The 23971-nt window shown below is 53.0% G+C and carries 22 protein-coding genes; 14 read left to right on the forward strand and 8 right to left on the reverse strand.

Translation table 11 applies throughout. The features are described from left to right. The first annotated feature begins 327 nt into the window (after positions 1 to 327). The 4 genes from glnH to ybiO all read left to right on the forward strand — a co-directional run bounded on the left by glnH (position 328) and on the right by ybiO (position 5046). Positions 328 to 1074: a glutamine ABC transporter substrate-binding protein GlnH gene (glnH, locus tag FEK46_RS08520; RefSeq protein WP_130205139.1), complete on the forward strand. Its 747-nt coding sequence runs from the start codon at positions 328 to 330 to the stop codon at positions 1072 to 1074. A 107-nt stretch (positions 1075 to 1181) separates the two neighbouring features. Next, the gene (gene glnP / locus FEK46_RS08525; RefSeq protein ID WP_061090926.1) at positions 1182 to 1841 is read left to right on the forward strand and encodes a glutamine ABC transporter permease GlnP; all 660 of its coding nucleotides are present in this window, start codon (positions 1182 to 1184) and stop codon (positions 1839 to 1841) included. Continuing rightward, positions 1838 to 2560, forward strand: a complete 723-nt coding sequence (gene glnQ / locus FEK46_RS08530) for a glutamine ABC transporter ATP-binding protein GlnQ (RefSeq protein WP_032302757.1) — start codon at positions 1838 to 1840, stop codon at positions 2558 to 2560. The genes glnP and glnQ overlap by 4 nt, the downstream gene beginning before the upstream one ends. A 260-nt stretch (positions 2561 to 2820) precedes the next feature. Next, positions 2821 to 5046, forward strand: a complete 2226-nt coding sequence (gene ybiO, locus FEK46_RS08535; protein ID WP_135559737.1) for a mechanosensitive channel protein — start codon at positions 2821 to 2823, stop codon at positions 5044 to 5046. Here ybiO and rlmF read toward each other — a convergent pair. Beyond that, entirely contained in the window at positions 5043 to 5969 is a 927-nt protein-coding gene (gene rlmF / locus FEK46_RS08540) for a 23S rRNA (adenine(1618)-N(6))-methyltransferase RlmF (protein WP_167850462.1), read from the reverse strand. The two genes, ybiO and rlmF, sit on opposite strands and share 4 nt — an antisense overlap. A 275-nt stretch (positions 5970 to 6244) precedes the next feature. Between rlmF and mcbA the strand changes: the two genes are divergently transcribed. From mcbA to ybiJ, 5 genes are all read left to right on the forward strand, one after another. Beyond that, positions 6245 to 6505: a DUF1471 family periplasmic protein McbA gene (mcbA, locus tag FEK46_RS08545; RefSeq protein WP_135491056.1), complete on the forward strand. Its 261-nt coding sequence runs from the start codon at positions 6245 to 6247 to the stop codon at positions 6503 to 6505. A gap of 264 nt (positions 6506 to 6769) precedes the next feature. Further along, positions 6770 to 9052, forward strand: coding sequence for a catecholate siderophore receptor Fiu (locus FEK46_RS08550; protein WP_135559738.1), 2283 nt, complete (start codon positions 6770 to 6772; stop codon positions 9050 to 9052). A gap of 42 nt (positions 9053 to 9094) precedes the next feature. Beyond that, positions 9095 to 9772: a PKHD-type hydroxylase YbiX gene (ybiX, locus tag FEK46_RS08555; RefSeq protein ID WP_130205129.1), complete on the forward strand. Its 678-nt coding sequence runs from the start codon at positions 9095 to 9097 to the stop codon at positions 9770 to 9772. Positions 9773 to 9845: 73 nt separating this feature from the next. Next, positions 9846 to 10112, forward strand: a complete 267-nt coding sequence (gene ybiI / locus FEK46_RS08560) for a C4-type zinc finger protein YbiI (RefSeq protein ID WP_130259772.1) — start codon at positions 9846 to 9848, stop codon at positions 10110 to 10112. 264 nt (positions 10113 to 10376) lie between these two features. Next, complete coding sequence (ybiJ, locus tag FEK46_RS08565; RefSeq protein ID WP_000849307.1) at positions 10377 to 10637, forward strand: DUF1471 family protein YbiJ; 261 nt, start codon at positions 10377 to 10379, stop codon at positions 10635 to 10637. 242 nt (positions 10638 to 10879) lie between these two features. Here ybiJ and FEK46_RS08570 read toward each other — a convergent pair whose 3' ends face one another. From FEK46_RS08570 to rhlE, 6 genes are all read right to left on the reverse strand, one after another. After that, positions 10880 to 11950 carry a malate/lactate/ureidoglycolate dehydrogenase gene (locus FEK46_RS08570; RefSeq protein ID WP_135559739.1) on the reverse strand — a complete coding sequence of 357 codons (1071 nt, stop codon included), beginning with the start codon at positions 11948 to 11950 and terminating at the stop codon, positions 10880 to 10882. Positions 11951 to 12101: 151 nt separating this feature from the next. Continuing rightward, positions 12102 to 13052 (reverse strand): DNA-binding protein YbiB, encoded by a 951-nt coding sequence (gene ybiB / locus FEK46_RS08575; protein WP_135559740.1) that lies wholly within the window; start codon positions 13050 to 13052, stop codon positions 12102 to 12104. Positions 13053 to 13079: 27 nt separating this feature from the next. Next, positions 13080 to 15230, reverse strand: coding sequence for an ATP-dependent DNA helicase DinG (gene dinG, locus FEK46_RS08580; protein ID WP_135559741.1), 2151 nt, complete (start codon positions 15228 to 15230; stop codon positions 13080 to 13082). A gap of 170 nt (positions 15231 to 15400) precedes the next feature. Continuing rightward, complete coding sequence (locus FEK46_RS08585; RefSeq protein ID WP_135559742.1) at positions 15401 to 15682, reverse strand: type II toxin-antitoxin system RelE/ParE family toxin; 282 nt, start codon at positions 15680 to 15682, stop codon at positions 15401 to 15403. Then, complete coding sequence (locus FEK46_RS08590; RefSeq protein WP_001522657.1) at positions 15682 to 16122, reverse strand: hypothetical protein; 441 nt, start codon at positions 16120 to 16122, stop codon at positions 15682 to 15684. Before FEK46_RS08590 ends, FEK46_RS08585 begins: the two co-directional genes overlap by 1 nt. Before the next feature lie 156 nt (positions 16123 to 16278). Continuing rightward, positions 16279 to 17643, reverse strand: a complete 1365-nt coding sequence (gene rhlE / locus FEK46_RS08595) for an ATP-dependent RNA helicase RhlE (protein WP_130205115.1) — start codon at positions 17641 to 17643, stop codon at positions 16279 to 16281. 228 nt (positions 17644 to 17871) lie between these two features. Here rhlE and cecR point away from each other — a divergent pair, with 228 nt between their 5' ends. Genes cecR through FEK46_RS08620 form a run of 5 tightly spaced genes read left to right on the forward strand, consistent with a single transcriptional unit; the run spans position 17872 to position 23513 of the window. Then, the gene (cecR, locus tag FEK46_RS08600) at positions 17872 to 18543 is read left to right on the forward strand and encodes a DNA-binding transcriptional regulator CecR (protein ID WP_024191852.1); all 672 of its coding nucleotides are present in this window, start codon (positions 17872 to 17874) and stop codon (positions 18541 to 18543) included. 2 nt (positions 18544 to 18545) lie between these two features. Then, positions 18546 to 19541: a secretion protein HlyD gene (gene hlyD, locus FEK46_RS08605; RefSeq protein ID WP_130205709.1), complete on the forward strand. Its 996-nt coding sequence runs from the start codon at positions 18546 to 18548 to the stop codon at positions 19539 to 19541. Continuing rightward, positions 19534 to 21270: an ATP-binding cassette domain-containing protein gene (locus tag FEK46_RS08610; RefSeq protein WP_135559743.1), complete on the forward strand. Its 1737-nt coding sequence runs from the start codon at positions 19534 to 19536 to the stop codon at positions 21268 to 21270. Before hlyD ends, FEK46_RS08610 begins: the two co-directional genes overlap by 8 nt. After that, positions 21263 to 22396 (forward strand): ABC transporter permease, encoded by a 1134-nt coding sequence (locus tag FEK46_RS08615; RefSeq protein ID WP_135559744.1) that lies wholly within the window; start codon positions 21263 to 21265, stop codon positions 22394 to 22396. The genes FEK46_RS08610 and FEK46_RS08615 overlap by 8 nt, the downstream gene beginning before the upstream one ends. A gap of 10 nt (positions 22397 to 22406) precedes the next feature. After that, positions 22407 to 23513, forward strand: coding sequence for an ABC transporter permease (locus FEK46_RS08620; RefSeq protein WP_000469031.1), 1107 nt, complete (start codon positions 22407 to 22409; stop codon positions 23511 to 23513). Here FEK46_RS08620 and FEK46_RS08625 read toward each other — a convergent pair. Next, positions 23475 to 23885, reverse strand: a complete 411-nt coding sequence (locus FEK46_RS08625; RefSeq protein WP_077737778.1) for a YbhQ family protein — start codon at positions 23883 to 23885, stop codon at positions 23475 to 23477. The genes FEK46_RS08620 and FEK46_RS08625 overlap by 39 nt on opposite strands. Positions 23886 to 23971: the final 86 nt, after the last annotated feature.

Genomic DNA, 23971 nt, shown 5'->3' on the forward strand with positions numbered 1-23971 from the left:
CCGCCTCTACGCACTTTTTTAGTGCAACTCATCGTCTTTCCCGCCTGTCAAAGTAAAATATTTGTATCAGCAACATCACACAATCGTTACATAAAGATTGTTTTTTCATCATAATTTACGCTAAATAACCTATGTGTTGAGTGCACTATTTTTGCGCACCACTTTGGCGCCCCAATATGGTGCAGACCGGAGATGTTGCCCCATAAATTGTGCAACCCGTTTTAACTGCTCCTATAAAAATCAAAGAGTTGTAAAACTGGCACGATTTTTTCATATACGTAAATGTCACGCAGGGGATCGTCCCGTGGATAGAAAAAAGGAAATGCTATGAAGTCTGTATTAAAAGTTTCACTGGCTGCACTGACCCTGGCTTTTGCGGTTTCTTCTCATGCCGCGGATAAAAAACTGGTTGTGGCGACGGATACCGCCTTCGTTCCGTTTGAATTTAAACAGGGCGACAAATACGTTGGTTTTGATGTGGATCTGTGGGCTGCTATCGCCAAAGAACTGAAGCTGGATTACGAACTGAAACCAATGGATTTCAGCGGCATCATCCCAGCACTGCAAACCAAAAACATCGATCTGGCGCTGGCGGGCATTACCATTACCGACGAGCGTAAAAAAGCGATCGATTTCTCTGACGGCTACTACAAAAGCGGCCTGTTAGTGATGGTGAAAGCCAACAATAACGATGTGAAAAGCGTGAAAGATCTCGACGGTAAAGTGGTTGCTGTGAAAAGCGGCACCGGCTCCGTTGATTACGCAAAAGCGAACATCAAAACCAAAGATCTGCGTCAGTTCCCGAACATCGATAACGCCTATATGGAACTGGGTACCAACCGCGCAGACGCCGTCCTGCACGACACACCAAACATTCTGTACTTCATCAAAACCGCCGGGAACGGTCAGTTCAAAGCGGTAGGTGACTCTCTGGAAGCACAACAATACGGTATTGCGTTCCCGAAAGGTAGCGACGAGCTGCGTGACAAAATCAACGGCGCGTTGAAAACCCTGCGCGAGAACGGCACATACAACGAAATCTACAAAAAATGGTTCGGTACTGAACCGAAATAATGATTGCCTTTAATTTATGGCCCGGTGGCCTTTTGCATACCGGGCCAGCGTTTCTCCCCGCCAACCTTCTGGCTCGGGTATTTACACCACGGTAACAGGAACAACATATGCAGTTTGACTGGAGTGCCATCTGGCCTGCCATTCCGCTTCTGATTGAAGGCGCCAAAATGACCCTGTGGATTTCGGTCCTCGGTCTGGCTGGCGGCCTGGTTATCGGACTGGCGGCAGGTTTTGCACGCACCTTCGGTGGTTGGATAGCCAACCACGTCGCGCTGGTCTTTATTGAAGTGATCCGCGGCACACCTATCGTCGTCCAGGTGATGTTTATCTACTTCGCCCTGCCGATGGCGTTTAACGACTTACGCATCGACCCGTTTACTGCGGCGGTGGTCACCATCATGATCAACTCCGGCGCGTACATTGCGGAAATCACGCGTGGTGCGGTGCTGTCAATCCACAAAGGTTTTCGTGAAGCAGGACTGGCGCTCGGCCTTTCACGTTGGGAAACCATTCGCTACGTCATTTTACCGCTGGCACTGCGCCGCATGCTGCCGCCGCTGGGTAACCAGTGGATCATCAGCATTAAAGATACATCGCTGTTTATTGTTATCGGCGTGGCGGAACTGACCCGTCAGGGGCAAGAAATTATTGCCGGTAACTTCCGCGCCCTTGAAATCTGGAGCGCCGTGGCGGTGTTCTATCTGATTATTACCCTGGTGCTGAGCTTTATTCTGCGTCGACTGGAAAGAAGGATGAAAATCCTGTGATTGAATTTAAAAACGTCTCCAAGCACTTTGGCCCAACCCAGGTGCTGCACAATATCGATTTGAATATTGCCCAGGGCGAAGTCGTGGTGATTATCGGGCCGTCCGGTTCCGGTAAATCGACCCTCCTGCGCTGCATCAACAAACTGGAAGAAATCACCTCCGGCGATCTGATTGTCGATGGCCTGAAGGTTAACGATCCGAAAGTTGACGAGCGCCTGATTCGCCAGGAAGCGGGTATGGTGTTCCAGCAGTTTTACCTTTTCCCGCATCTGACGGCGCTGGAAAACGTCATGTTTGGCCCGCTACGCGTGCGTGGCGCGAACAAAGAAGAGGCGGAAAAACTGGCACGTGAACTGCTGGCGAAAGTCGGTCTGGCAGAACGTGCACATCACTACCCTTCCGAACTTTCTGGTGGTCAACAGCAGCGTGTAGCGATTGCCCGCGCGCTGGCGGTGAAACCGAAAATGATGTTGTTTGATGAACCGACTTCCGCTCTTGACCCGGAATTGCGCCATGAAGTGCTGAAGGTTATGCAGGATCTGGCTGAAGAAGGCATGACGATGGTGATCGTGACCCACGAAATCGGTTTTGCCGAGAAAGTAGCTTCGCGCCTGATCTTTATCGACAAAGGCCGGATTGCGGAAGATGGCGATCCGCAGGCGTTGATCAAAAATCCGCCGAGCCAGCGCTTGCAGGAATTTTTACAGCACGTCTCTTAATAAGACACATTGCCTGATGCGCTACGCTTATCAGGCCTACAGGATATATGGCAACTTATTAAAATTGCATGAACTTGTAGGACGGATAAGGCGTTCACGCCGCATCCGGCAAAAAAGCCCGCACGTTGTCAGCAACCTGCTTAATATCCCTTCCTCCCTTTCACCCGAAAGGGAGGCACACCAGATTCCTCTCATTTAAAATCGCCCCTCCCCCAGCATCTATACTTATCTTTTTGCACTGTTTTCTCACTGGAGGAGTCATGCGGTGGATCCTGTTCATCCTCTTCTGCCTGCTGGGCGCACCTGCCCACGCGGTATCCATACCCGGCGTTACAACCACAACGACAACGGACTCAACGACTGAATCGGCCCCGGAACCGGATATCGAACAAAAAAAAGCGGCCTATGGCGCACTGGCGGATGTGCTGGATAATGACACCTCGCGTAAAGAGTTGATCGACCAGTTGCGCACCGTCGCCGCGACGCCCCCTGCGGAACCGGTCCCGAAGATCGTGCCGCCAACGCTGGTTGAAGAGCAAACTGTGCTGCAAAAGGTCACCGAAGTCAGCCGCCATTATGGTGAAGCCCTTTCCGCCCGCTTCGGGCAACTTTATCGCAATATCACCGGCTCCCCGCATAAGCCGTTTAATCCACAAACCTTCAGCAATGCGCTGACCCATTTTTCAATGTTAGCGGTTTTAGTGTTTGGTTTTTACTGGCTGATTCGCCTGTGCGCACTGCCGCTGTATCGCAAAATGGGCCAGTGGGCGCGGCAAAAAAATCGTGAGCGCAGTAACTGGTTGCAGCTTCCGGCAATGATTATCGGGGCGTTTATTATCGACCTGCTGTTACTGGCTCTGACATTATTTGTCGGTCAGGTTTTAAGCGACAACCTGAATGCGGGCAGTCGCACCATCGCTTTCCAACAAAGTTTGTTTCTCAACGCCTTTGCCCTGATTGAATTTTTCAAAGCCGTACTACGCCTGATTTTTTGCCCAAACGTGGCGGAGCTGCGCCCGTTCACGATTCAGGACGAGAGCGCCCGTTACTGGAGTCGCCGCCTTAGCTGGTTAAGCAGTTTGATAGGCTATGGCCTGATTGTGGCAGTGCCGATTATCTCTAATCAGGTGAATGTACAAATTGGCGCGCTGGCAAACGTGGCAATCATGCTGTGCATGACCATCTGGGCGCTGTACCTGATCTTTCGTAATAAAAAAGAGATTACCCAGCATTTGCTCAACTTTGCGGAGCATTCGCTGGCCTTTTTCAGCCTGTTTATCCGCGCCTTTGCGCTGGTCTGGCACTGGCTGGCAAGCGCCTATTTTATCGTGCTGTTTTTCTTTTCGTTGTTCGATCCGGGCAATAGCCTGAAATTTATGATGGGCGCGACGGTGCGCAGCCTGGCGATTATTGGAATCGCAGCGTTTGTTTCCGGTATGTTTTCCCGCTGGCTGGCGAAAACCATCACCCTCTCGCCACATACTCAGCGTAACTATCCGGAGCTGCAAAAACGGCTGAATGGCTGGCTTTCGGCGGCACTGAAAACGGCGCGTATTCTGACAGTCTGCGTGGCGGTAATGTTGCTGTTGAGCGCATGGGGATTGTTCGATTTCTGGAACTGGCTGCAAAACGGTGCGGGGCAAAAAACGGTAGATATCCTGATCCGTATCGCGCTCATTCTTTTCTTCTCAGCGGTTGGCTGGACGGTGCTCGCCAGTTTGATCGAAAACCGACTGGCCTCGGATATCCATGGTCGCCCGCTGCCCAGCGCCCGCACACGTACCCTGCTGACGCTGTTTCGTAACGCGCTGGCAGTGATCATCAGTACCATCACCATCATGATTGTGTTGTCGGAAATCGGCGTCAACATTGCGCCGCTGCTGGCAGGTGCAGGGGCGTTGGGGCTGGCTATCTCTTTCGGTTCGCAAACGCTGGTGAAAGATATTATCACCGGGGTATTTATTCAGTTTGAAAACGGTATGAACACCGGAGATTTAGTGACCATCGGGCCGTTGACGGGTACGGTGGAACGAATGTCGATTCGATCCGTTGGCGTGCGCCAGGATACCGGGGCGTATCACATCATTCCGTGGTCTTCGATTACCACCTTTGCCAACTTTGTCCGTGGCATTGGTTCAGTGGTGGCAAATTACGATGTTGATCGCCATGAAGATACTGATAAAGCCAATCAGGCGCTGAAAGATGCGGTAACGGAACTGATGGAAAACGAAGAAATTCGCGGGCTGGTTATTGGTGAACCGAACTTTGCCGGGATTGTCGGCTTAAGCAATACCGCGTTTACACTGCGTGTGTCGTTCACCACGCTGCCACTCAAACAGTGGACGGTACGCTTTGCCCTCGACAGCCAGGTGAAAAAGCATTTCGACCTGGCGGGTGTTCGCGCGCCAGTGCAGACTTATCAGGTGCTGCCGGCTCCGGGCGCGGCCCCGGCAGAACCGCTGCCACCGGGGGAGCCAACGCTTTAACGCTGGCGATTGACAAAACGGCGACGCTGCTCGTCGTTCATAAAGGTCCAGGCAATAAAGCGACTCTGCTTTTGCCCCTGGGCCATCTCTTTTTTTACCACCTTCACCGCGCCCACGTCCGTCAAAGCACGATACAACGGCGGTAAGTTTTCACCACGAGATACCAGCGAGGTAAACCACATCACTTGCTTCGCGAAGCCTTTGCTCTCTTCAATCATCTTTTTGATAAAGGCGACTTCACCGCCTTCACACCACAACTCCTGTTGCTGACCACCAAAGTTCAGTGCATCGTCTTTGTTCAGCCCAAGGTTACGGCGTTTACGCTCACTACCTGCCCGTGCCGCAGCGGCGGAATCGTGGAATGGCGGGTTACACAAGGTCGCGTCGTATTGCTCGTTTTTGTGGATGATACCGTTAAAAATCGCCCCGCTCTCTTTCTGCCGACGCAGACGAATGGCGCGGTTAAGCCCCGGATTAGCACTGATGATCGCCTGCGCACTGCTTAACGCCTGGCTGCTGGTTTCGCTGCCGGTAAAACGCCAGCCATATTCATGTACGCCAATCAGCGGGTAAATACAGTTCGCACCAACGCCGATATCCAGAATGCTGGCATTAGATGGAATTGTTCCGCTTGCTTCTGCCAGTAAATCGGCAAGGTGATGAATATAATCCGCCCGGCCCGGTACTGGCGGGCAGAGAAAACCGTCCGGAATGTCCCAGTTCGCTACGGCGTAAAAATGGGCCAGCAACGCCTTATTGAGCGCCTTCACCGCCAGCGGATTGGCAAAGTCTACGCTTTGCTCCCCGGCGGGTGTAAGCGTGAGGAATTGCTTGAGTTCAGGATTGACCTGACAAAGCGTGGCGAGATCGTAGCGGCTGTGATGACGGTTGCGCGGATGCAACCCCGGTTTCTGGGCGGACATAGCATTCTCCTTTAAGCAGCGGCGTAAGATACCCGCATAACGCGACAGGGTAAATATCTGGCTGCATTTATCATTCCCCAAAACCTTAACATGACTATGGTTTATGGCAATTCACCATAAAAATCAGCATCATGCATGTCATTGATTTGTCTTATTTTGTAAAAATATATCGTTCAAAAAACAAGCACATCTCTGTCAATTTTTTGCGTCATTTGCATCGCACAGGCGACCTACACTTATCAGGCACTACTCGTTGTATTTCTGAGGATGTCATTATGAAAAAGTGCCTCGCACTACTGATTGCCACCGTCCTGAGCGGAATCTCTCTCGCGGCTTATGCCGCGCAGCCTCTGAGTAACCAGGACAGCGGTCAGCTACGGCCCGCCGGTACCGTTTCGGCGACCGGCGCATCAAACCTAAGCGATCTGGAGGATAAACTGGCAGAAAAAGCGCGCGAACAAGGCGCGAAAGGTTATGTCATTAATTCCGCAGGCGGAAATGACCAGATGTTCGGTACTGCAACCATCTACAAATAACCCCACCAACGTAACTGCATTCGCCTCTGGATGCAGTTTTCGTCTGTTTTGTAATCAAAAAACATCAAATATGAACGCAATGTAAATAAATGTATTTCTTTTTCGCGCAATGGGTGATAGAAAATCGCGCCAAGTGATAATGCTTATCAAAATTATTATCACTTTCACGAATGCTATTACGGGATTAACAGTGGCATCGCATCCGCAGAGATGCTTTCTCGTGACAGTGAAAACTTAAACATATAAGAAAAAGTCACCTGCTAAATGGAAAACAATCGCAATTTCCCTGCCAGACAATTTCATTCGCTCACGTTCTTTGCCGGTCTTTGTATTGGCATCACGCCTGTGGCACAGGCACTCGCCGCCGAAGGGCAAACTAACGCGGATGACACGCTGGTTGTCGAAGCATCAACGCCTTCGCTTTATGCGCCACAACAATCTGCCGATCCGAAATTCTCGCGTCCGGTAGCGGATACGACCCGCACGATGACGGTGATTTCCGAACAGGTGATTAAAGATCAGGGCGCGACTAACCTTACCGACGCACTCAAAAACGTCCCCGGCGTAGGCGCATTTTTTGCTGGTGAGAACGGTAACTCCACCACTGGCGATGCCATTTATATGCGCGGTGCCGATACCTCTAACAGTATTTATATTGATGGCATTCGCGATATCGGCAGCGTCTCGCGCGACACCTTCAATACCGAGCAGGTCGAAGTGATTAAAGGGCCGTCCGGCACCGACTACGGGCGCAGCGCGCCGACGGGCTCGATCAATATGATCAGCAAGCAGCCGCGCAATGATTCCGGCATTGACGCCTCCGCCAGTATTGGCAGCGCCTGGTTCCGCCGCGGCACGCTGGACGTCAATCAGGTGATTGGCGATACCTCCGCGGTGCGTCTGAATGTGATGGGCGAAAAAACGCACGATGCCGGACGCGACAAAGTCAAAAATGAGCGTTACGGCGTCGCCCCTTCTGTCGCTTTTGGCCTTGGCACAGCGAATCGTTTGTATCTTAATTATCTGCATGTCACCCAGCACAACACGCCAGACGGCGGCATTCCGACCATCGGTTTGCCGGGCTATTCCGCCCCATCTGCGGGAACAGCGGCACTGAATCATTCCGGAAAAGTAGATACGCATAACTTTTATGGCACGGATTCCGATTACGACGATTCGACCACCGATACCGCCACCATGCGTTTTGAGCACGACATCAACGATAACACCACCATTCGCAATACGACTCGTTGGTCGCGCGTAAAGCAGGATTACCTGATGACGGCGATTATGGGCGGGGCGTCGAATATTACCCAGCCCACCAGCGATGTGAATACTTGGACCTGGTCACGTACGGCGAACACCAAAGATGTGAGTAATAAAATTCTCACCAACCAGACCAACCTGACTACCACATTTTATACCGGCTCTGTCGGTCATGATGTCAGTACTGGCGTGGAATTTACCCGTGAAACGCAGACTAACTACGGCGTTAATCCGCTGACGTTACCGGCGGTGAATATTTATCATCCTGACAGCAGCATTCATCCCGGCGGCCTGACGCGCAACGGCGCAAACGCCGATGGTCAGACGGATACCTTCGCAATTTATGCCTTCGATACGCTGCAAATCACCCGTGATTTTGAGCTGAACGGCGGGATCCGCCTGGATAATTATCATACTGAATATGACAGTGCCACCGCCTGCGGCGGCAGTGGACGCGGCGCAGTCACCTGCCCTGCTGGCGTGGCAAACGGTTCTCCGGTCACCACCATCGACACTGCCAAGTCGGGCAATCTGGTGAACTGGAAAGCCGGGGCGCTGTATCACCTGACGGAAAACGGCAATGTCTATATTAACTATGCCGTTTCCCAGCAGCCGCCAGGCGGCAACAACTTCGCCCTTGCGCAGTCTGGCAGCGGTAACAGCGCCAGCCGCACCGACTTTAAACCGCAAAAAGCCAACACCAGTGAGATTGGCACCAAATGGCAGGTGCTGGATAAACGCCTGTTGCTTACCGCCGCACTGTTCCGTACTGATATCGAAAATGAAGTTGAGCAAAACGATGACGGGACTTACTCGCAATACGGTAAGAAACGCGTCGAAGGCTATGAGATATCCGTGGCCGGGAATATCACGCCCGCGTGGCAGGTGATTGGCGGATATACCCAGCAAAAAGCGACCATTAAAAATGGCGCGGACGTGGCTCAGGATGGTTCATCATCACTGCCATATACGCCGGAGCACGCCTTTACCTTATGGAGCCAATATCAGGCAACCGATGATATTTCCGTTGGCGCGGGCGCGCGTTACATCGGCAGTATGCATAAAGGTTCAGACGGCGCGGTGGGAACGCCAGCATTTACCGAAGGTTATTGGGTCGCCGATGCCAAACTGGGGTATCGGGTTAATCGCAATCTCGACTTCCAGCTAAATGTCTACAACCTGTTTGATACCGATTACGTCGCCTCGATCAACAAGAGCGGCTACCGTTATCACCCGGGCGAACCAAGAACGTTCCTGCTCACCGCCAATATGCATTTCTGATTCAGATGTGGGGCGCACGGCCCCACTTTTTGGAGAATTTGTATGATGTACCACATTCCTGGCGTGCTATCGCCACAGGACGTCGCCCGGTTTCGCGAACAACTGGAACAAGCCGAATGGGTTGATGGACGAGTCACCACCGGTGCACAAGGCGCACAAGTTAAGAGCAATCAGCAAGTGGACACCCGCAGCGCTCTGTACGCCGCACTGCAAAATGAGGTGCTGAACGCGGTTAACCAACATGCTTTGTTCTTTGCCGCTGCCTTGCCGCGTACCCTTTCCACACCGCTGTTTAATCGCTATCAGAACAATGAAACTTATGGTTTTCATGTGGATGGCGCAGTACGCAGCCATCCACAAAACGGCTGGATGCGCACTGACCTTTCTGCCACGCTGTTTTTGAGCGATCCACAAAGCTACGACGGCGGCGAACTGGTCGTTAATGACACCTTCGGACAACATCGGGTAAAACTCCCGGCTGGCGATCTGGTGTTGTACCCCTCCAGCAGCCTGCACTGCGTGACACCCGTAACCCGCGGCGTGCGAGTGGCATCATTTATGTGGATCCAGTCGATGATCCGCGATGATAAAAAGCGCGCCATGCTGTTTGAACTGGACAACAATATTCAGTCGCTGAAAAGCCGCTATGGCGAAAGTGAAGAGATCCTGTCGCTGCTCAATCTTTATCATAATCTGCTGCGGGAATGGTCGGAGATCTGACGCTTGAACTGCCCGAGTTCGTCCCTATATTAGCTACACTTAACTGTACAAGCATTGATATGGAGGGGACGATATGGCATCCGGTTGGGCTAACGATGACGCCGTCAACGAACAGATCAACAGTACAATTGAAGATGCGATTGCCCGCGCTCGGGATGAAATTCCGCGTGGCGAAAGCCTGTATGAATGTGAAGAGTGTGGCGCCCCCATCCCGCAGGCCCGTCGGGAAGCCATTCCTGGCGTGCGCTTATGCATTCATTGTCAGCAGGAGAAAGATTTACAAAAACCAGCTTATACAGGATATAATCGCAGAGGTTCGAAAGACAGCCAGTTACGTTAACTGCAACTGGCGCGATGCATAGCGAGTATAATTTGTATTTTGCGTGGCATTCCGTGCCTTTAACGCTATCGTGACTGCCACGCGATATAAAACGGGTCCATAAGTACAACAAATAAATGGTTTATCAATATGTTAGATATCAATCAATTTATTTGAACAAGGCGGTCAATTCTCTTCGATTTTATCTCTCGAAAAAAAACGTGATACTCATCACATCGACGAAACAACGTCACTTAAACAAAAATCACCTGCGAGAGATTAATTATGAAAACTATCAATACTGTTGTTGCTGCTATGGCTCTTTCAACTCTGTCATTTGGCGTGTTTGCGGCGGAACCGGTAACGGCATCTCAGGCCCAGAGCATGAACAAAATCGGCGTAGTTTCTGCCGATGGCGCATCCACCCTCGATGCCCTGGAAGCGAAACTGGCTGAGAAAGCGGCAGCAGCCGGTGCTAGTGGATACAGCATTACTTCCGCCACCAACAACAATAAATTAAGCGGTACCGCGGTTATCTATAAGTAATTCGTAGGCCGGATAAAGCGTTTACACCGCATCCGACAACAGATGCCTGATGCGACGCTACCGCGTCTTATCAGGCCTACAAAATCCGAACCGTTGGTTGGATATGACGTTTACGCTACATCCAGCAAAAGTATTTCCCTGTCTGTTTGCCGACAGACGCATATGCTCTAACCCTCATTGATCCTATGTTACCCTTGTTTGCCCGTCCGACACTGGACGGGCTTTTTTTAGCTGGCTAATTGTTAGCAGAAAGCCTGCAACGTCTCTTCTGGCATACCAACCTGTCGCGCTGCATCGCAAATGGCCTGCCAGCTCCCGGCATCCAGCGGGATCCCAAACTCCTGCCGCTCACGGCGCATATTCACTTCCCACTCGCCCGGCAGCAAAATCGGTTTATCTTCATCATGCGGCGAGGCTTTCACCCACTGGGTAAAGGCTTCTGTTTGCGCTGTGCATTCCGTCGTACCAAACAACTCCGGATTAACGATAATAGTGGTCATACAGTTAAAACCGGCATCGGGGCTACTCTGCAATGTGTCCTGATGGGTAGTTTTACCGCCAGAAAGCGCACCACCAAGAATTTCGCACATCACCGCCAGAGCATAACCTTTATGTTCAGCAAAACTCAGCAACGCTCCCAACGGTGGCTCCTGCATTACCGCCGGATTGGTCGTTGGCACACCGTTAGCATCAATCAGGCAACCTGGCGGCACGGGTACGCCTTTATGCCAGGCGACACGCGTTTTACCAAACGCAATGGTGCTGGTCGCGTAATCAAGCAGCAGCGGGAAACCATCTTTTCGAGGAAAGACGACGCAAAACGGATTTGTGCCTAAGCGACTGTCCCGGCCACGGAACGGCGCAACAGCCTTACTCCCGACCACACTGACAAAGTGGATAGAGACGAATCCCGCCGCCGCGCACTGTTCCGCCCAATAACCGATACGCCCGATATGATGTGAGTTACTCAGCGCTATGGCGGCAATGCCGTGCTGGCGTGCTTTTTCAATCCCCAGCGCCATTGCCTCATATGCAGCTACCTGACCGCATGCACGATCGCCATCAAGCGTGACCATTGCCCCCGCATCTTTGACAATTTTAGCGTGATGGTTGAGTTGCAAATAACCCTGCTGCCAGGAACGCACATAGTTCGGGATCATGCCAATACCATGTGAATCATGTCCTGCCAGATTTGCCGCAATTAAATGATCTGCTACTAGTTTTGCTTCCTGTTCCTCGCTACCCATCTGACGAAACACAGCCAGGATAAAGTTGTGCAGCGTCTGGGCATCAAAGCGACGACCACTTTCCATGGTTAACTCCTTTTATGTTATATGCCTGTTGCTTTTTTATGCTGCGCGCCGCACACGGGAAGGTCAATCAAGATGCTGCACTTTGATTTTGCTGGGGAGTAAAGACCGGATGACAGTGATCATCCGGCTGGGGGAGAACTTAAAATGATTGTTAAACGCGTGCCAGACCGTCGTTAACGGTTGCCACTTCACCCGCCGCCAGCAGGCAGCAAGCCATCTGGATTTTCAGCGATTCAGGAATCGGTTCGCTGCCAGCCAGGCAACGCTCAATCCACTGCGCCGTGGTTTCCGGGTCTTTTGCTTGTGGCAGTAGCTCGTTGCCAGCAGTGTCCTGTTTTTCATACAGCACCCGCATCCCTTCACGGTCGATCAGATTGATTTGCGGGCAGCGTTGCGGATTAGCATAAACTTCACCTTCGGTGCCATGCATTAACAGCGCTCGTCCGCCAATATCGCTAAAGAACTTCGCGACGCGTCCAATGTATTCCGGATGTGAAACGCTGGAAAGACGCAGCGCCTCACCTTCGGCAAATGGCGTCGCCAGTTTCGCCAGGGTATGCGCACTGTTACGCACGCCCATCCGCCAGCGCATCGCCAGTTGTTTTTCCAGCGGCGGGCAAAACGCGCCCACAGGCATAAACACCAGTTGATGTTCGTCGAGCTTCGCCTGCGCCTGCCCGCCGTGCAACGTTGGCGTAATACCCATCAGTTCGAAAATGGTTTCTGTCAGCACGCGGGTTGGATCTTCGCTAACCCCATGAACCACCACAGGAAAACCGAGTTTGTGCAGCAGAATCGCCAACAATGGCGTCAGGTTGGCCTGTTTACGCGCGCCGTTGTAACTGGGGATGACAATCGGCATCGGCTTGCCTGCAGGCGGCGTCAGCTTGATGGTGTGATTTTGCATGGCTTCGTAAAAGCCGAGCATCTCTGCTTCCCCTTCCCCTTTGATACGTAGCGCAATCAATACGCCGCCCAACTCAAGGTCAGGGACTTCACCATTGAGCATATGGGCATACAGACCGCGCGCAGTATCCCGGTCTAAATCGCGCGCGTGGTTTTTCCCGCGCCCGATCTCTTTAATGATTTTGCGATAGTCCATTTACGACTCCTTACCTGACTCACATCATTAACGCCGCCGACGGCGTGGGGATTTCGTTTTTTCTTTCTTTTTAACTATACCTTCAGGGACTTCCGGTTGCTCTATCGGAAATACCGGTAATGCATCCAGTAGCCGCTTGCCGTAGTTTTTGGTGAGCAAGCGTTTATCGTAAATCACCACTTCGCCCCAGCAACCGTGGCTTCGAATCAGTCGCCCAACCTGCTGAATCAGGTTAAACGAGGCGCTCGGCAGGCTTTGCACCTCAAACGGATAGCGGTTGAGGCTTTTCAGCCATTCCCCTTCGGTGATCACCACCGGGCTGTCGATGGGCGGAAAAGCGATTTTGTGGATATGCACCTGGCTGAGCAGATCGCCTTTCAGATCAAGCCCTTCGGCAAATGACTGTAAGCCCACCAGCACGCTACGCTCACCGTTGGCAACGCGTTTGCGGTGCAGTTCAACTAAGCGATAACGTGGCTGATCGCCTTGCACCAGCAACATCAGACGTAAATCCGTCACATAGTCGAGAAAGCGCTGCATCGCACGCCCGCTGGCAAACAGCACCAACATACCGAGATGTTTTTTGCTCTCCACCTGTTCACGGAAAAAGGCCGCCATTTCGGCAATGTGCTGCTCTTCGTTGTCGATGGACGGTTCAAAGCGCATCCGTGGAATAACAATTTTTCCCTGTTCGCAGTGATTAAAGGGGGAATCCAGCGCCACAAAACGGTCGCCCGCTTTCTCTTTCAGCCCACTCATCTCCTGCAAACGCGAAAAACTGTTCAGGGATCGCAGGGTCGCGGAGGTGACAATAATGTGCGGAATACTGCGCCACAGCAGCCTTTCCAGCTGATCGCTGACGCGGATCCCCACGCAGTGAAACCAGAGATGCAGCTGCCCGTCGCGCTCTTCCCGCGTCGCCCATTTGGTCACTGGCGCACCGGAAGATTGCGCCAGCGAGGCCAGCCGCCAGAGTTTGCTTTGCGCCTCAAACATCCCCAGCGCGCGGTTCATCTGCAAAATCAAACGGTGCAGACGCACAATGTCATGAGTACCAGTTTTCTCGCTTAAATCGTTAAGAAATAACTCCGCCAGACCACGCAGCATCTCGGTGAGTTTTGCCAGCCGCTGGCAGATCTCCAGCACTTCATCAGGCAGTTCGCCCATCGCAAAACGGTGTTCTGCCTCCTGTCCGGCAGGCATATAGAGATTGAGGATGTTGTTTAACGAGGCGATAAGCTCATACAACTCTTCACAATGCGCATTCAAACGCTCAGGGATCGCCAGCGGTGGGATTGTCTTCGGGCGAAACTGCTCCATGCAGGTAGCGACCAGTTTGGTGAACAAGTCCAGCTGTAGCCGATACCACGGTGCGGTGATTTCGGCGCTCATCTCCAGCGCATCCCGCGCCACATCCGGCAGGTGATGACCTTCGTCCAGCACCAGCAGCAGATTTTTCGGGTCAGGTAATACGGCTTCGCTTTCCATCGCCGCCATCACCAGCGCATGGTTTGCTACCACCACTTCCGCTTCCTGAATCTCCCGACGGGCAACAAAAAACGGGCATTCGCGATAGTAATAACAGTTGCGGTTAAGGCAACTGGCCTTGTCGGTACTCAAACGACGCCAGAGATCGTCATCTATAGCGATATCAGTATGATCGCGCAGACCGTCCCATTTATAAGTGTCGAGATCGCCCTTCAGCTTCGCACAACGTTTTTGCTCTTCCTGATTATTTGGCGTCAGTTCGTCGTCAAGAAACGCCAGCAGATCCTGTTGCGTGGGTTCAGTGCTGGCGAGCGCCGTCAGGTTACGCGGGCAAACGTAGCGCCCACGCCCAAAAGCGGCAGTGAATTTAAGATCGGGAATGATCTTTTTCAGCAGCGGTAAATCTTTGCTGTAGATCTGATCCTGCAACGCCACGTTGGCGGTACTCACCACCAGCGTTTTTTGCTCTTCGCGGGCAATGGCGATGCCGGGGATCAAATAGGAGAGCGTTTTCCCAACGCCGGTGGGGGCTTCAATCGCCAGATGCCGCCCTTCTTCTCCGGCCAGCGTTTTGGCGACGTCCGCAATCATCTGCCGCTGCGGCGCACGGGGAATAAAGTCGGGGATCTGTTCCTGAAGCGCCTTATACCAGGCGGCGATTTGCGCTTTAAGCGCGGCGGTTAATGCCATGAGAAAACCTGAAATACTGTATAAACAGCCAATATTGTGGCATTTTTCGGTTTTCAGGGGTAATGGTTTTTCTGTTTCTGGAAAGCGGCTCGCAATAACGTTTACTGGAGGTGAGATTTTCCCACAGCAGAAGAAGCATCATTGCGTAGTAAAAGACAATGCACGCAGGCTTATTGCGCTGGCGGCCATTGCAGGGCGGTATGTAAAACACGCAATACCGAGAGCGTATAGCCCTCCACTTGATAGATAAGCACATAATGCGGCCTGACAACGGCTTCATGTGTACCAGCGACTCGTCCGGCCCGGTACATATCCGGGCGTTCACTGGCCTGTTCCGCAATGGCTTCAAATTGATTATCCAGGGCAATTGCCGCTTGCGGATTATCTTTACTGATGTATTCCATGATTTGCCCCCTGTCAGACAGGGACATTGGCTTCCATTCCAGACGCATTAATCCCCCTTCAACAAGGCTTTTTTACGGGCAGCAAATAGACTTTTGGCCTCTTCATGAGAGAGCGCCGGGCGTGGATCGTCAATGGCGGCCTGCACCTGTTCACGAAACCAGGCATCATACGCGGCAGCTTCATGAGCTCGTTTTAATGCCTCTGCCCTGTCAGGTCGGGTCGTTTTCTTCTGACCGTCCGGGTCGTAATTAGAGGCGTCGACTTCAAACCGGGCAATACCAACATCTTTCAGGTAGTTGACAACCGTTTCCAGCCGTTTAAACAAGCGAATTTGCCGACTGCGTTGTGCTGCAAGAGGCCGTTCAGTGTGGCCGTATTTCACGGTCAACGACCAGCCTCCTTGGGTGCCAATAACGTGTGCTGCATCCACTACGCCAGATTCAACCAGTTTATGTAAGGTTGAGTGATCGATCGTTTCTGGTGCCATAATGCGCTAACCTCTTTGTATATGGCATGCAATTTATAATTAAAGATAGCGCAATTAATAATAAGTTGCAGCACCTTGATCGTAAATTGCTCAGGATGAAATTGCGGTAGAAAGAGACTTGTTGCGAAGATGCCGGGCATAGCCCGGCATAAAAGATTACTGCGCAGCGGCAGGTTTACGCGGACGGCGACGACGTTGTTGCTCGCCTGCCGGTTTGGCATCGCCGAGGCGACGAGACGGTTTTTCTGCGGGCTTCGCATTACCAGACTTCGCACCACCTTCAGCGCGGCGTGGTTGCTGTTGACCGCGACCACCACCTTGCCCACGACCGCCGCCACCACGTTGCTGGCGACCATTCTGGATTGGTTCGGCTTTGATTGACGGGTCCGGCTCATAGCCCGGAATCGCAATGCGCGGGATCTCTTTTTTCAGCAGTTTTTCGATATCACGCAGCAGCTTGTGTTCATCAACACATACCAGCGACAACGCTTCACCGGTAGCTGCGGCACGACCGGTACGCCCGATACGGTGGACATAATCCTCCGGTACGTTTGGCAGTTCATAGTTGACGACGTGCGGCAACTCTTCGATATCCAGACCGCGCGCAGCGATGTCAGTTGCCACCAGTACGCGAATATCGCCCGATTTAAAATCGGCCAGCGCACGAGTACGCGCACCTTGCGATTTATTACCGTGGATCGCCGCACTACGGATGCCATCTTTATTGAGCTGTTCCGCCAAATGGTTAGCGCCATGTTTGGTACGGGTAAACACCAGCACCTGCTGCCAGTTCCCTTTACCAATCATATGCGACAGCAATTCGCGTTTGCGTTTCTTATCGACAAAGTGAACGTGCTGGGTCACCTGATCAGACGCGGTATTGCGGCGTGCCACTTCGATTTCCAGCGGGTTGTGCAGCAGCTTTTCTGCCAGCGCTTTAATGTCGTCAGAGAAAGTGGCGGAGAACAGCAGGTTCTGGCGCTTCGCTGGCAGTTTTGTTAACACGCGACGAATATCGTGGATAAAGCCCATGTCGAGCATGCGGTCAGCTTCATCGAGGACGAGGATTTCTATCTGGTCCAGCTTCACCGCATTCTGATGTTCCAGGTCCAGCAAACGTCCCGGCGTTGCCACCAGAACATCAACGCCGCCACGCAGTTTCATCATCTGCGGGTTAATGCTCACACCACCAAACACCACCAGCGAACGAATGTTCAGGTATTTGCTGTAATCACGGACATTTTCGCCAATCTGCGCCGCCAGTTCACGGGTCGGGGTAAGAATGAGCGCACGTACCGGACGACGCCCTTTGGCGTGCGGCTCGCGGGAAATCAGGTGTTGTAGTAGCGGCAACGTAAAGCCCGCTGTTTTGCCCGTGCCGGTCTGGGCACTGGCCATCAGGTCGCGGCCTTCCAGCACCGCAGGGATCGCCTGCTGCTGAATAGGGGTGGGTTCACGGTAACCTTGCTCGGCAACGGCGCGCAGGATATCAGGGCTTAAACCCAAAGAATCGAAAGACATAACTACTCCGAACCGCCCCGACCGTTACCGGTGTAGTTTTCAGGGAGATACTGAAAAGGAAAATGACAAAAACCACAATGTCATGAGGGAGCGGAGTGTAGCAGTTTTTGTGACGCAGCGCATAAATTATCCCTGTGACTGGCGTTGCTAAAATTCCTGGCCAAACTGGACAACGCTAAAAATGAGTCATAATCTTAATCAATCATTTGATTAAGAATGGGCTGTGCTATGAATAGTCCTGCCATGACAACCAAAGGTGAACAGGCGAAAAAACAGCTGATTGCTGCGGCACTGGCACAGTTTGGTGAGTATGGAATGAACGCCACCACCCGCGATATCGCCGCCCAGGCCGGGCAGAATATCGCTGCCATTACCTATTACTTCGGTTCGAAAGAAGATTTGTACCTCGCCTGCGCCCAGTGGATTGCCGATTTTATTGGCGAGCAGTTCCGTCCGCACGCCGAGGAAGCCGAACGCTTGTTCGCACAACCACAGCCGGATCGCGCCGCTATCCGCGAACTGATCCTTCGCGCCTGCAGGAACATGATCCAACTGCTCACCCAGGATGACACCGTCAACCTCAGCAAGTTTATCTCCCGTGAACAGCTCTCTCCCACGGCGGCCTACCATCTGGTGCATGAACAGGTGATTAGCCCGCTACACAGCCACCTGACACGCCTGATTGCCGCCTGGACCGGCTGCGACGCCAACGACACCCGCATGATCCTCCATACCCATGCGCTGATCGGCGAGATTCTGGCGTTTCGTCTCGGCAAAGAAACGATTCTGTTACGTACCGGCTGGACCGCGTTCGATGAAGAAAAGACCGAACTGATTAACCAGACGGTAACCTGTCATATCGACCTGATTTTGCAAGGATTATCGCAAAGGAGTTTGTAGTGATGAAAAAACCTGTCGTGATTGGACTGGCGGTAGTGGTACTTGCCGCCGTGATTGCCGGAGGCTACTGGTGGTATCAAAGTCGCCAGGATAACGGCCTGACGCTGTATGGCAATGTGGATATTCGCACCGTAAATCTGAGCTTCCGTGTCGGTGGTCGCGTTGAATCGCTGGCGGTGGACGAAGGTGATGCGATCAAAGCGGGTCAGGTGCTGGGCGAGCTGGATCACAAGCCATATGAGATTGCGCTGATGCAAGCGAAGGCTGGCGTTTCGGTGGCGCAGGCACAATATGATCTGATGCTTGCCGGCTATCGCGATGAAGAAATCGCTCAGGCTGCCGCCGCTGTAAAACAGGCACAGGCCGCTTATGACTATGCGCAGAACTTCTATGCCCGTCAGCAAGGATTGTGGAAAAGCCGCACCATTTCGGCAAATGACCTGGAAAATGCCCGCTCCTCGCGCGACCAGGCACAGGCAACGCTGAAATCAGCACAGGATAAATTGCGTCAGTACCGTTCCGGTAACCGTGAACAGGACATCGCCCAGGCGAAAGCCAGCCTCGAACAGGCGCAGGCGCAACTGGCGCAGGCGGAGCTGAATTTACAGGACTCAACGCTGGTAGCACCGTCTGATGGCACGCTGTTAACCCGCGCGGTGGAGCCAGGCACGGTGCTCAATGAAGGTGGCACGGTGTTTACCGTCTCACTGACACGTCCGGTGTGGGTGCGCGCCTATGTTGATGAACGTAATCTTGACCAGGCCCAGCCGGGGCGCAAAGTGCTGCTTTATACCGATGGTCGCCCGAATAAGCCCTATCACGGACAAATTGGCTTTGTCTCGCCAACCGCTGAATTTACGCCGAAAACCGTCGAAACGCCGGATCTGCGTACCGACCTCGTCTATCGCCTGCGTATTGTGGTGACCGACGCCGATGATGCGTTACGCCAGGGAATGCCGGTGACGGTACAATTCGGTAACGAGGCAGGACATGAATGATGCCGTTATCACGCTGAACGGCCTGGAAAAACGCTTTCCGGGCATGGAAAAGCCCGCCGTCGCGCCGCTCGATTGTACCATTCATGCCGGTTTTGTGACGGGGCTGGTGGGGCCGGACGGTGCGGGCAAAACCACGCTGATGCGGATGCTGGCGGGATTACTGAAACCCGACAGCGGCAGCGCCACGGTGATTGGCTTTGATCCGATCAAAAACGACGCTGCGCTGCACGCCGTGCTCGGCTATATGCCGCAGAAATTTGGTCTGTATGAAGATCTGACGGTGATGGAGAACCTCAATCTGTACGCGGATTTGCGCAGCGTCACCGGTGAAGCACGTAAACAGACTTTTGCTCGCCTGCTGGAGTTTACGTCTCTTGGCCCGTTTACCGGGCGCCTGGCGGGCAAGCTCTCCGGCGGGATGAAGCAAAAACTCGGCCTGGCCTGTACCCTGGTGGGCGAACCGAAAGTGTTGCTGCTCGATGAGCCCGGCGTCGGCGTTGACCCTATCTCACGGCGCGAACTGTGGCAGATGGTGCATGAGCTGGCAGGCGAAGGAATGTTAATTCTCTGGAGCACCTCGTATCTCGACGAAGCCGAACAGTGCCGTGACGTGTTACTGATGAACGAAGGCGAGCTGCTGTATCAGGGAGAACCGACGGCCCTGACGCAAACCATGGCCGGACGCAGCTTTCTGATGACCAGCCCGCACGAGGGCAACCGCAAACTGCTACAACGCGCCTTGAAACTGCCACAGGTCAGCGACGGCATGATTCAGGGGAAATCGGTACGCCTGATCCTCAAAAAAGAGGCCACGCCAGACGATATTCGCCATGCCGACGGGATGCCGGAAATCGACATCAACCCAACCACGCCCCGCTTTGAAGATGCGTTTATTGACTTGCTGGGCGGTGCCGGAACCTCGGAATCGCCGCTGGGCGCAATATTACATACGGTGGAAGGCACACCTGGCGAGACGGTGATCGAAGCGAAAGAACTGACCAAGAAATTTGGTGATTTTGCCGCCACCGATCACGTCAACTTTGCCGTTAAACGTGGGGAGATTTTTGGTTTGCTCGGGCCAAACGGCGCGGGTAAATCCACCACCTTTAAGATGATGTGTGGTTTGCTGGTGCCGACCTCTGGTCAGGCGCTGGTACTGGGGATGGATCTGAAAGAGAGTTCAGGTAAAGCGCGCCAGCATCTCGGCTATATGGCGCAAAAGTTTTCGCTCTACGGCAACCTGACGGTCGAACAGAATTTACGCTTTTTTTCTGGTGTTTATGGCTTACGCGGTCGGGCGCAGAACGAAAAAATCTCCCGTATGAGCGAGGCATTTGGCCTGAAAAGTATCGCCTCACATGCCACCGATGAACTGCCATTAGGTTTTAAACAGCGACTGGCGCTGGCCTGTTCGCTGATGCATGAACCGGACATTCTGTTTCTCGACGAACCGACTTCCGGCGTTGATCCCCTCACCCGCCGTGAATTTTGGCTGCACATCAACAGCATGGTAGAGAAAGGCGTCACGGTGATGGTCACCACCCACTTTATGGATGAAGCGGAATATTGCGACCGCATCGGCCTGGTGTACCGTGGGAAATTAATCGCCAGCGGCACGCCGGACGATTTGAAAGCACAGTCGGCTAACGATGAGCAACCCGACCCCACTATGGAGCAAGCCTTTATTCAGTTGATCCACGACTGGGATAAGGAGCATGGCAATGAGTAATCCGATCCTTTCCTGGCGTCGCGTGCGGGCGCTGTGCGTCAAAGAGACGCGGCAGATCGTTCGCGATCCGAGTAGCTGGCTGATTGCGGTAGTGATCCCACTGCTACTGCTGTTTATTTTTGGTTACGGCATTAACCTCGACTCCAGCAAGCTGCGCGTCGGGATTTTGCTGGAACAGCGTAGCGAAGCGGCGCTGGATTTCACCCACACCATGGCCGGTTCGCCCTATATCGACGCCACCATCAGCGATAACCGTCAGGAACTGATCGCCAAAATGCAGGCGGGAAAAATTCGTGGTCTGGTGGTGATTCCGGTGGATTTCGCCGAACAGATGGAGCGCGCCAACGCCACCGCACCGATTCAGGTGATCACCGACGGCAGTGAGCCGAATACCGCTAACTTTGTGCAGGGGTATGTCGAAGGGATCTGGCAGATCTGGCAAATGCAGCGAGCGGAGGATAACGGGCAGACTTTTGAACCGCTTATTGATGTACAAACCCGCTACTGGTTTAACCCGGCGGCGATCAGCCAGCACTTTATTATCCCCGGTGCGGTGACCATTATCATGACGGTCATCGGCGCGATTCTCACCTCGCTGGTGGTGGCGCGAGAATGGGAGCGCGGCACTATGGAGGCCCTGCTCTCTACGGAGATTACCCGCACGGAACTGCTGCTGTGTAAGCTGATCCCTTATTACTTTCTCGGGATGCTGGCGATGTTGCTGTGTATGCTGGTGTCGGTGTTTATTCTCGGCGTGCCGTATCGCGGGTCGCTGCTGATTCTGTTTTTTATCTCCAGCCTGTTTTTACTCAGTACCCTGGGGATGGGGCTGCTGATTTCCACGATTACCCGCAACCAGTTCAACGCCGCTCAGGTCGCCCTGAACGCGGCTTTTCTGCCGTCGATTATGCTTTCCGGCTTTATATTTCAGATAGACAGTATGCCCGCGGTGATCCGCGCGGTGACGTACATTATTCCCGCACGTTATTTCGTCAGCACCCTGCAAAGCCTGTTCCTCGCTGGGAATATTCCAGTGGTGCTGGTGGTGAACGTGCTGTTTTTGATCGCTTCGGCGGTGATGTTTATCGGCCTGACATGGCTTAAAACCAAACGTCGGCTGGATTAGGGAGAAGAGCATGTTTCATCGCTTATGGACGTTAATCCGCAAAGAGTTGCAGTCGCTGCTGCGCGAACCGCAAACCCGTGCGATTCTGATTTTACCCGTGCTGATTCAGGTGATCCTGTTCCCGTTCGCCGCCACGCTGGAAGTGACCAACGCCACCATCGCCATCTACGATGAAGATAACGGCGAGCACTCGGTAGAACTTACTCAACGTTTTGCCCGCGCCAGCGCCTTTACCCATGTGCTGCTGCTGAAAAGCCCACAGGAGATCCGCCCGACCATCGACACACAAAAGGCGTTACTACTGGTGCGTTTCCCGGCTGACTTCTCGCGCAAACTGGATACCTTCCAGACCGCGCCGTTGCAGTTGATCCTCGACGGGCGTAACTCCAACAGTGCGCAAATTGCCGCTAACTACCTGCAACAGATCGTCAAAAATTATCAGCAGGAGCTGCTGGAAGGAAAACCGAAACCCAACAACAGCGAGCTGGTGGTACGCAACTGGTATAACCCGAATCTCGACTACAAATGGTTTGTGGTGCCGTCGCTGATCGCCATGATCACCACTATCGGCGTAATGATCGTCACTTCACTTTCCGTCGCCCGCGAACGTGAACAAGGTACGCTCGATCAGCTACTGGTTTCGCCGCTCACCACCTGGCAGATATTCATCGGCAAAGCCGTACCGGCATTAATTGTCGCCACCTTCCAGGCCACCATTGTGCTGGCGATTGGTATCTGGGCGTATCAAATCCCCTTCGCCGGATCGCTGGCGTTGTTCTACTTTACGATGGTGATTTACGGTTTATCGCTGGTGGGATTCGGTCTGTTGATTTCATCACTCTGTTCAACACAACAGCAGGCGTTTATCGGCGTGTTCGTCTTTATGATGCCCGCCATTCTGCTTTCCGGTTACGTTTCGCCGGTGGAGAACATGCCAGTATGGCTGCAAAACCTGACCTGGATTAACCCTATTCGCCACTTTACGGACATTACCAAGCAGATTTATTTGAAGGATGCGAGTCTGGATATTGTGTGGAACAGTTTGTGGCCGCTACTGGTGATAACGGCCACGACAGGGTCAGCGGCGTACGCGATGTTTAGACGTAAGGTGATGTAACTTCTTATCTTTCGCCAGCAAAGATACTACCGCCGGGCCGGCAAGGATTGCCAGCCCTGCAATCGCCAGCAAAAAGTTGTTTTCCAGTACGCGGGACAGCAGCCACAGCACAATCAGCGCCGCGCCAAAATACCAGGTGGTGGTCAGCTCTTCCAGCACATCCGCCACCTCACGCCAGCGTTGCTCGGGGTGACGCTGAAACACCAGCATCATTACCACGGTGACACAATACAGCACGCATAATCCCACGCCGACGTGAACCAGAGTTTTACTCATCCAGCCCACCACCAGCAGCGCCACTACCAGTAAATGCAACATAATCTGCCAGCAACTTAGGCCAGTTGCGACACGAACACGTTGTTGCCACTTCATGGCTTCTCTCCTGAAGAATTTATCTCTACTTACTCAGAGTACCGAACTTTACGGAAAATTCCGTAAGACCGCACCTTTTTGTGACG

Origin of the sequence: Escherichia sp. E4736, assembly GCF_005781225.1 — a bacterium.
GTDB lineage: Bacteria > Pseudomonadota > Gammaproteobacteria > Enterobacterales > Enterobacteriaceae > Escherichia.

What these genes read in the sequence shown, in the direction of transcription:
- glnH (WP_130205139.1), top strand. Translation starts at nt 328, where the DNA reads ATGAAGTCTGTATTAAAAGTTTCACTGGCTGCACTGACCCTGGCTTTT.
- glnP (WP_061090926.1), top strand. Translation starts at nt 1,182, where the DNA reads ATGCAGTTTGACTGGAGTGCCATCTGGCCTGCCATTCCGCTTCTGATT.
- ybiO (WP_135559737.1), top strand. Translation starts at nt 2,821, where the DNA reads ATGCGGTGGATCCTGTTCATCCTCTTCTGCCTGCTGGGCGCACCTGCC.
- rlmF (WP_167850462.1), bottom strand. Translation starts at nt 5,969, where the DNA reads ATGTCCGCCCAGAAACCGGGGTTGCATCCGCGCAACCGTCATCACAGC.
- mcbA (WP_135491056.1), top strand. Translation starts at nt 6,245, where the DNA reads ATGAAAAAGTGCCTCGCACTACTGATTGCCACCGTCCTGAGCGGAATC.
- FEK46_RS08550 (WP_135559738.1), top strand. Translation starts at nt 6,770, where the DNA reads ATGGAAAACAATCGCAATTTCCCTGCCAGACAATTTCATTCGCTCACG.
- ybiX (WP_130205129.1), top strand. Translation starts at nt 9,095, where the DNA reads ATGATGTACCACATTCCTGGCGTGCTATCGCCACAGGACGTCGCCCGG.
- ybiI (WP_130259772.1), top strand. Translation starts at nt 9,846, where the DNA reads ATGGCATCCGGTTGGGCTAACGATGACGCCGTCAACGAACAGATCAAC.
- ybiJ (WP_000849307.1), top strand. Translation starts at nt 10,377, where the DNA reads ATGAAAACTATCAATACTGTTGTTGCTGCTATGGCTCTTTCAACTCTG.
- FEK46_RS08570 (WP_135559739.1), bottom strand. Translation starts at nt 11,950, where the DNA reads ATGGAAAGTGGTCGTCGCTTTGATGCCCAGACGCTGCACAACTTTATC.
- ybiB (WP_135559740.1), bottom strand. Translation starts at nt 13,052, where the DNA reads ATGGACTATCGCAAAATCATTAAAGAGATCGGGCGCGGGAAAAACCAC.
- dinG (WP_135559741.1), bottom strand. Translation starts at nt 15,230, where the DNA reads ATGGCATTAACCGCCGCGCTTAAAGCGCAAATCGCCGCCTGGTATAAG.
- FEK46_RS08585 (WP_135559742.1), bottom strand. Translation starts at nt 15,682, where the DNA reads ATGCGTCTGGAATGGAAGCCAATGTCCCTGTCTGACAGGGGGCAAATC.
- FEK46_RS08590 (WP_001522657.1), bottom strand. Translation starts at nt 16,122, where the DNA reads ATGGCACCAGAAACGATCGATCACTCAACCTTACATAAACTGGTTGAA.
- rhlE (WP_130205115.1), bottom strand. Translation starts at nt 17,643, where the DNA reads ATGTCTTTCGATTCTTTGGGTTTAAGCCCTGATATCCTGCGCGCCGTT.
- cecR (WP_024191852.1), top strand. Translation starts at nt 17,872, where the DNA reads ATGAATAGTCCTGCCATGACAACCAAAGGTGAACAGGCGAAAAAACAG.
- hlyD (WP_130205709.1), top strand. Translation starts at nt 18,546, where the DNA reads ATGAAAAAACCTGTCGTGATTGGACTGGCGGTAGTGGTACTTGCCGCC.
- FEK46_RS08610 (WP_135559743.1), top strand. Translation starts at nt 19,534, where the DNA reads ATGAATGATGCCGTTATCACGCTGAACGGCCTGGAAAAACGCTTTCCG.
- FEK46_RS08615 (WP_135559744.1), top strand. Translation starts at nt 21,263, where the DNA reads ATGAGTAATCCGATCCTTTCCTGGCGTCGCGTGCGGGCGCTGTGCGTC.
- FEK46_RS08620 (WP_000469031.1), top strand. Translation starts at nt 22,407, where the DNA reads ATGTTTCATCGCTTATGGACGTTAATCCGCAAAGAGTTGCAGTCGCTG.
- FEK46_RS08625 (WP_077737778.1), bottom strand. Translation starts at nt 23,885, where the DNA reads ATGAAGTGGCAACAACGTGTTCGTGTCGCAACTGGCCTAAGTTGCTGG.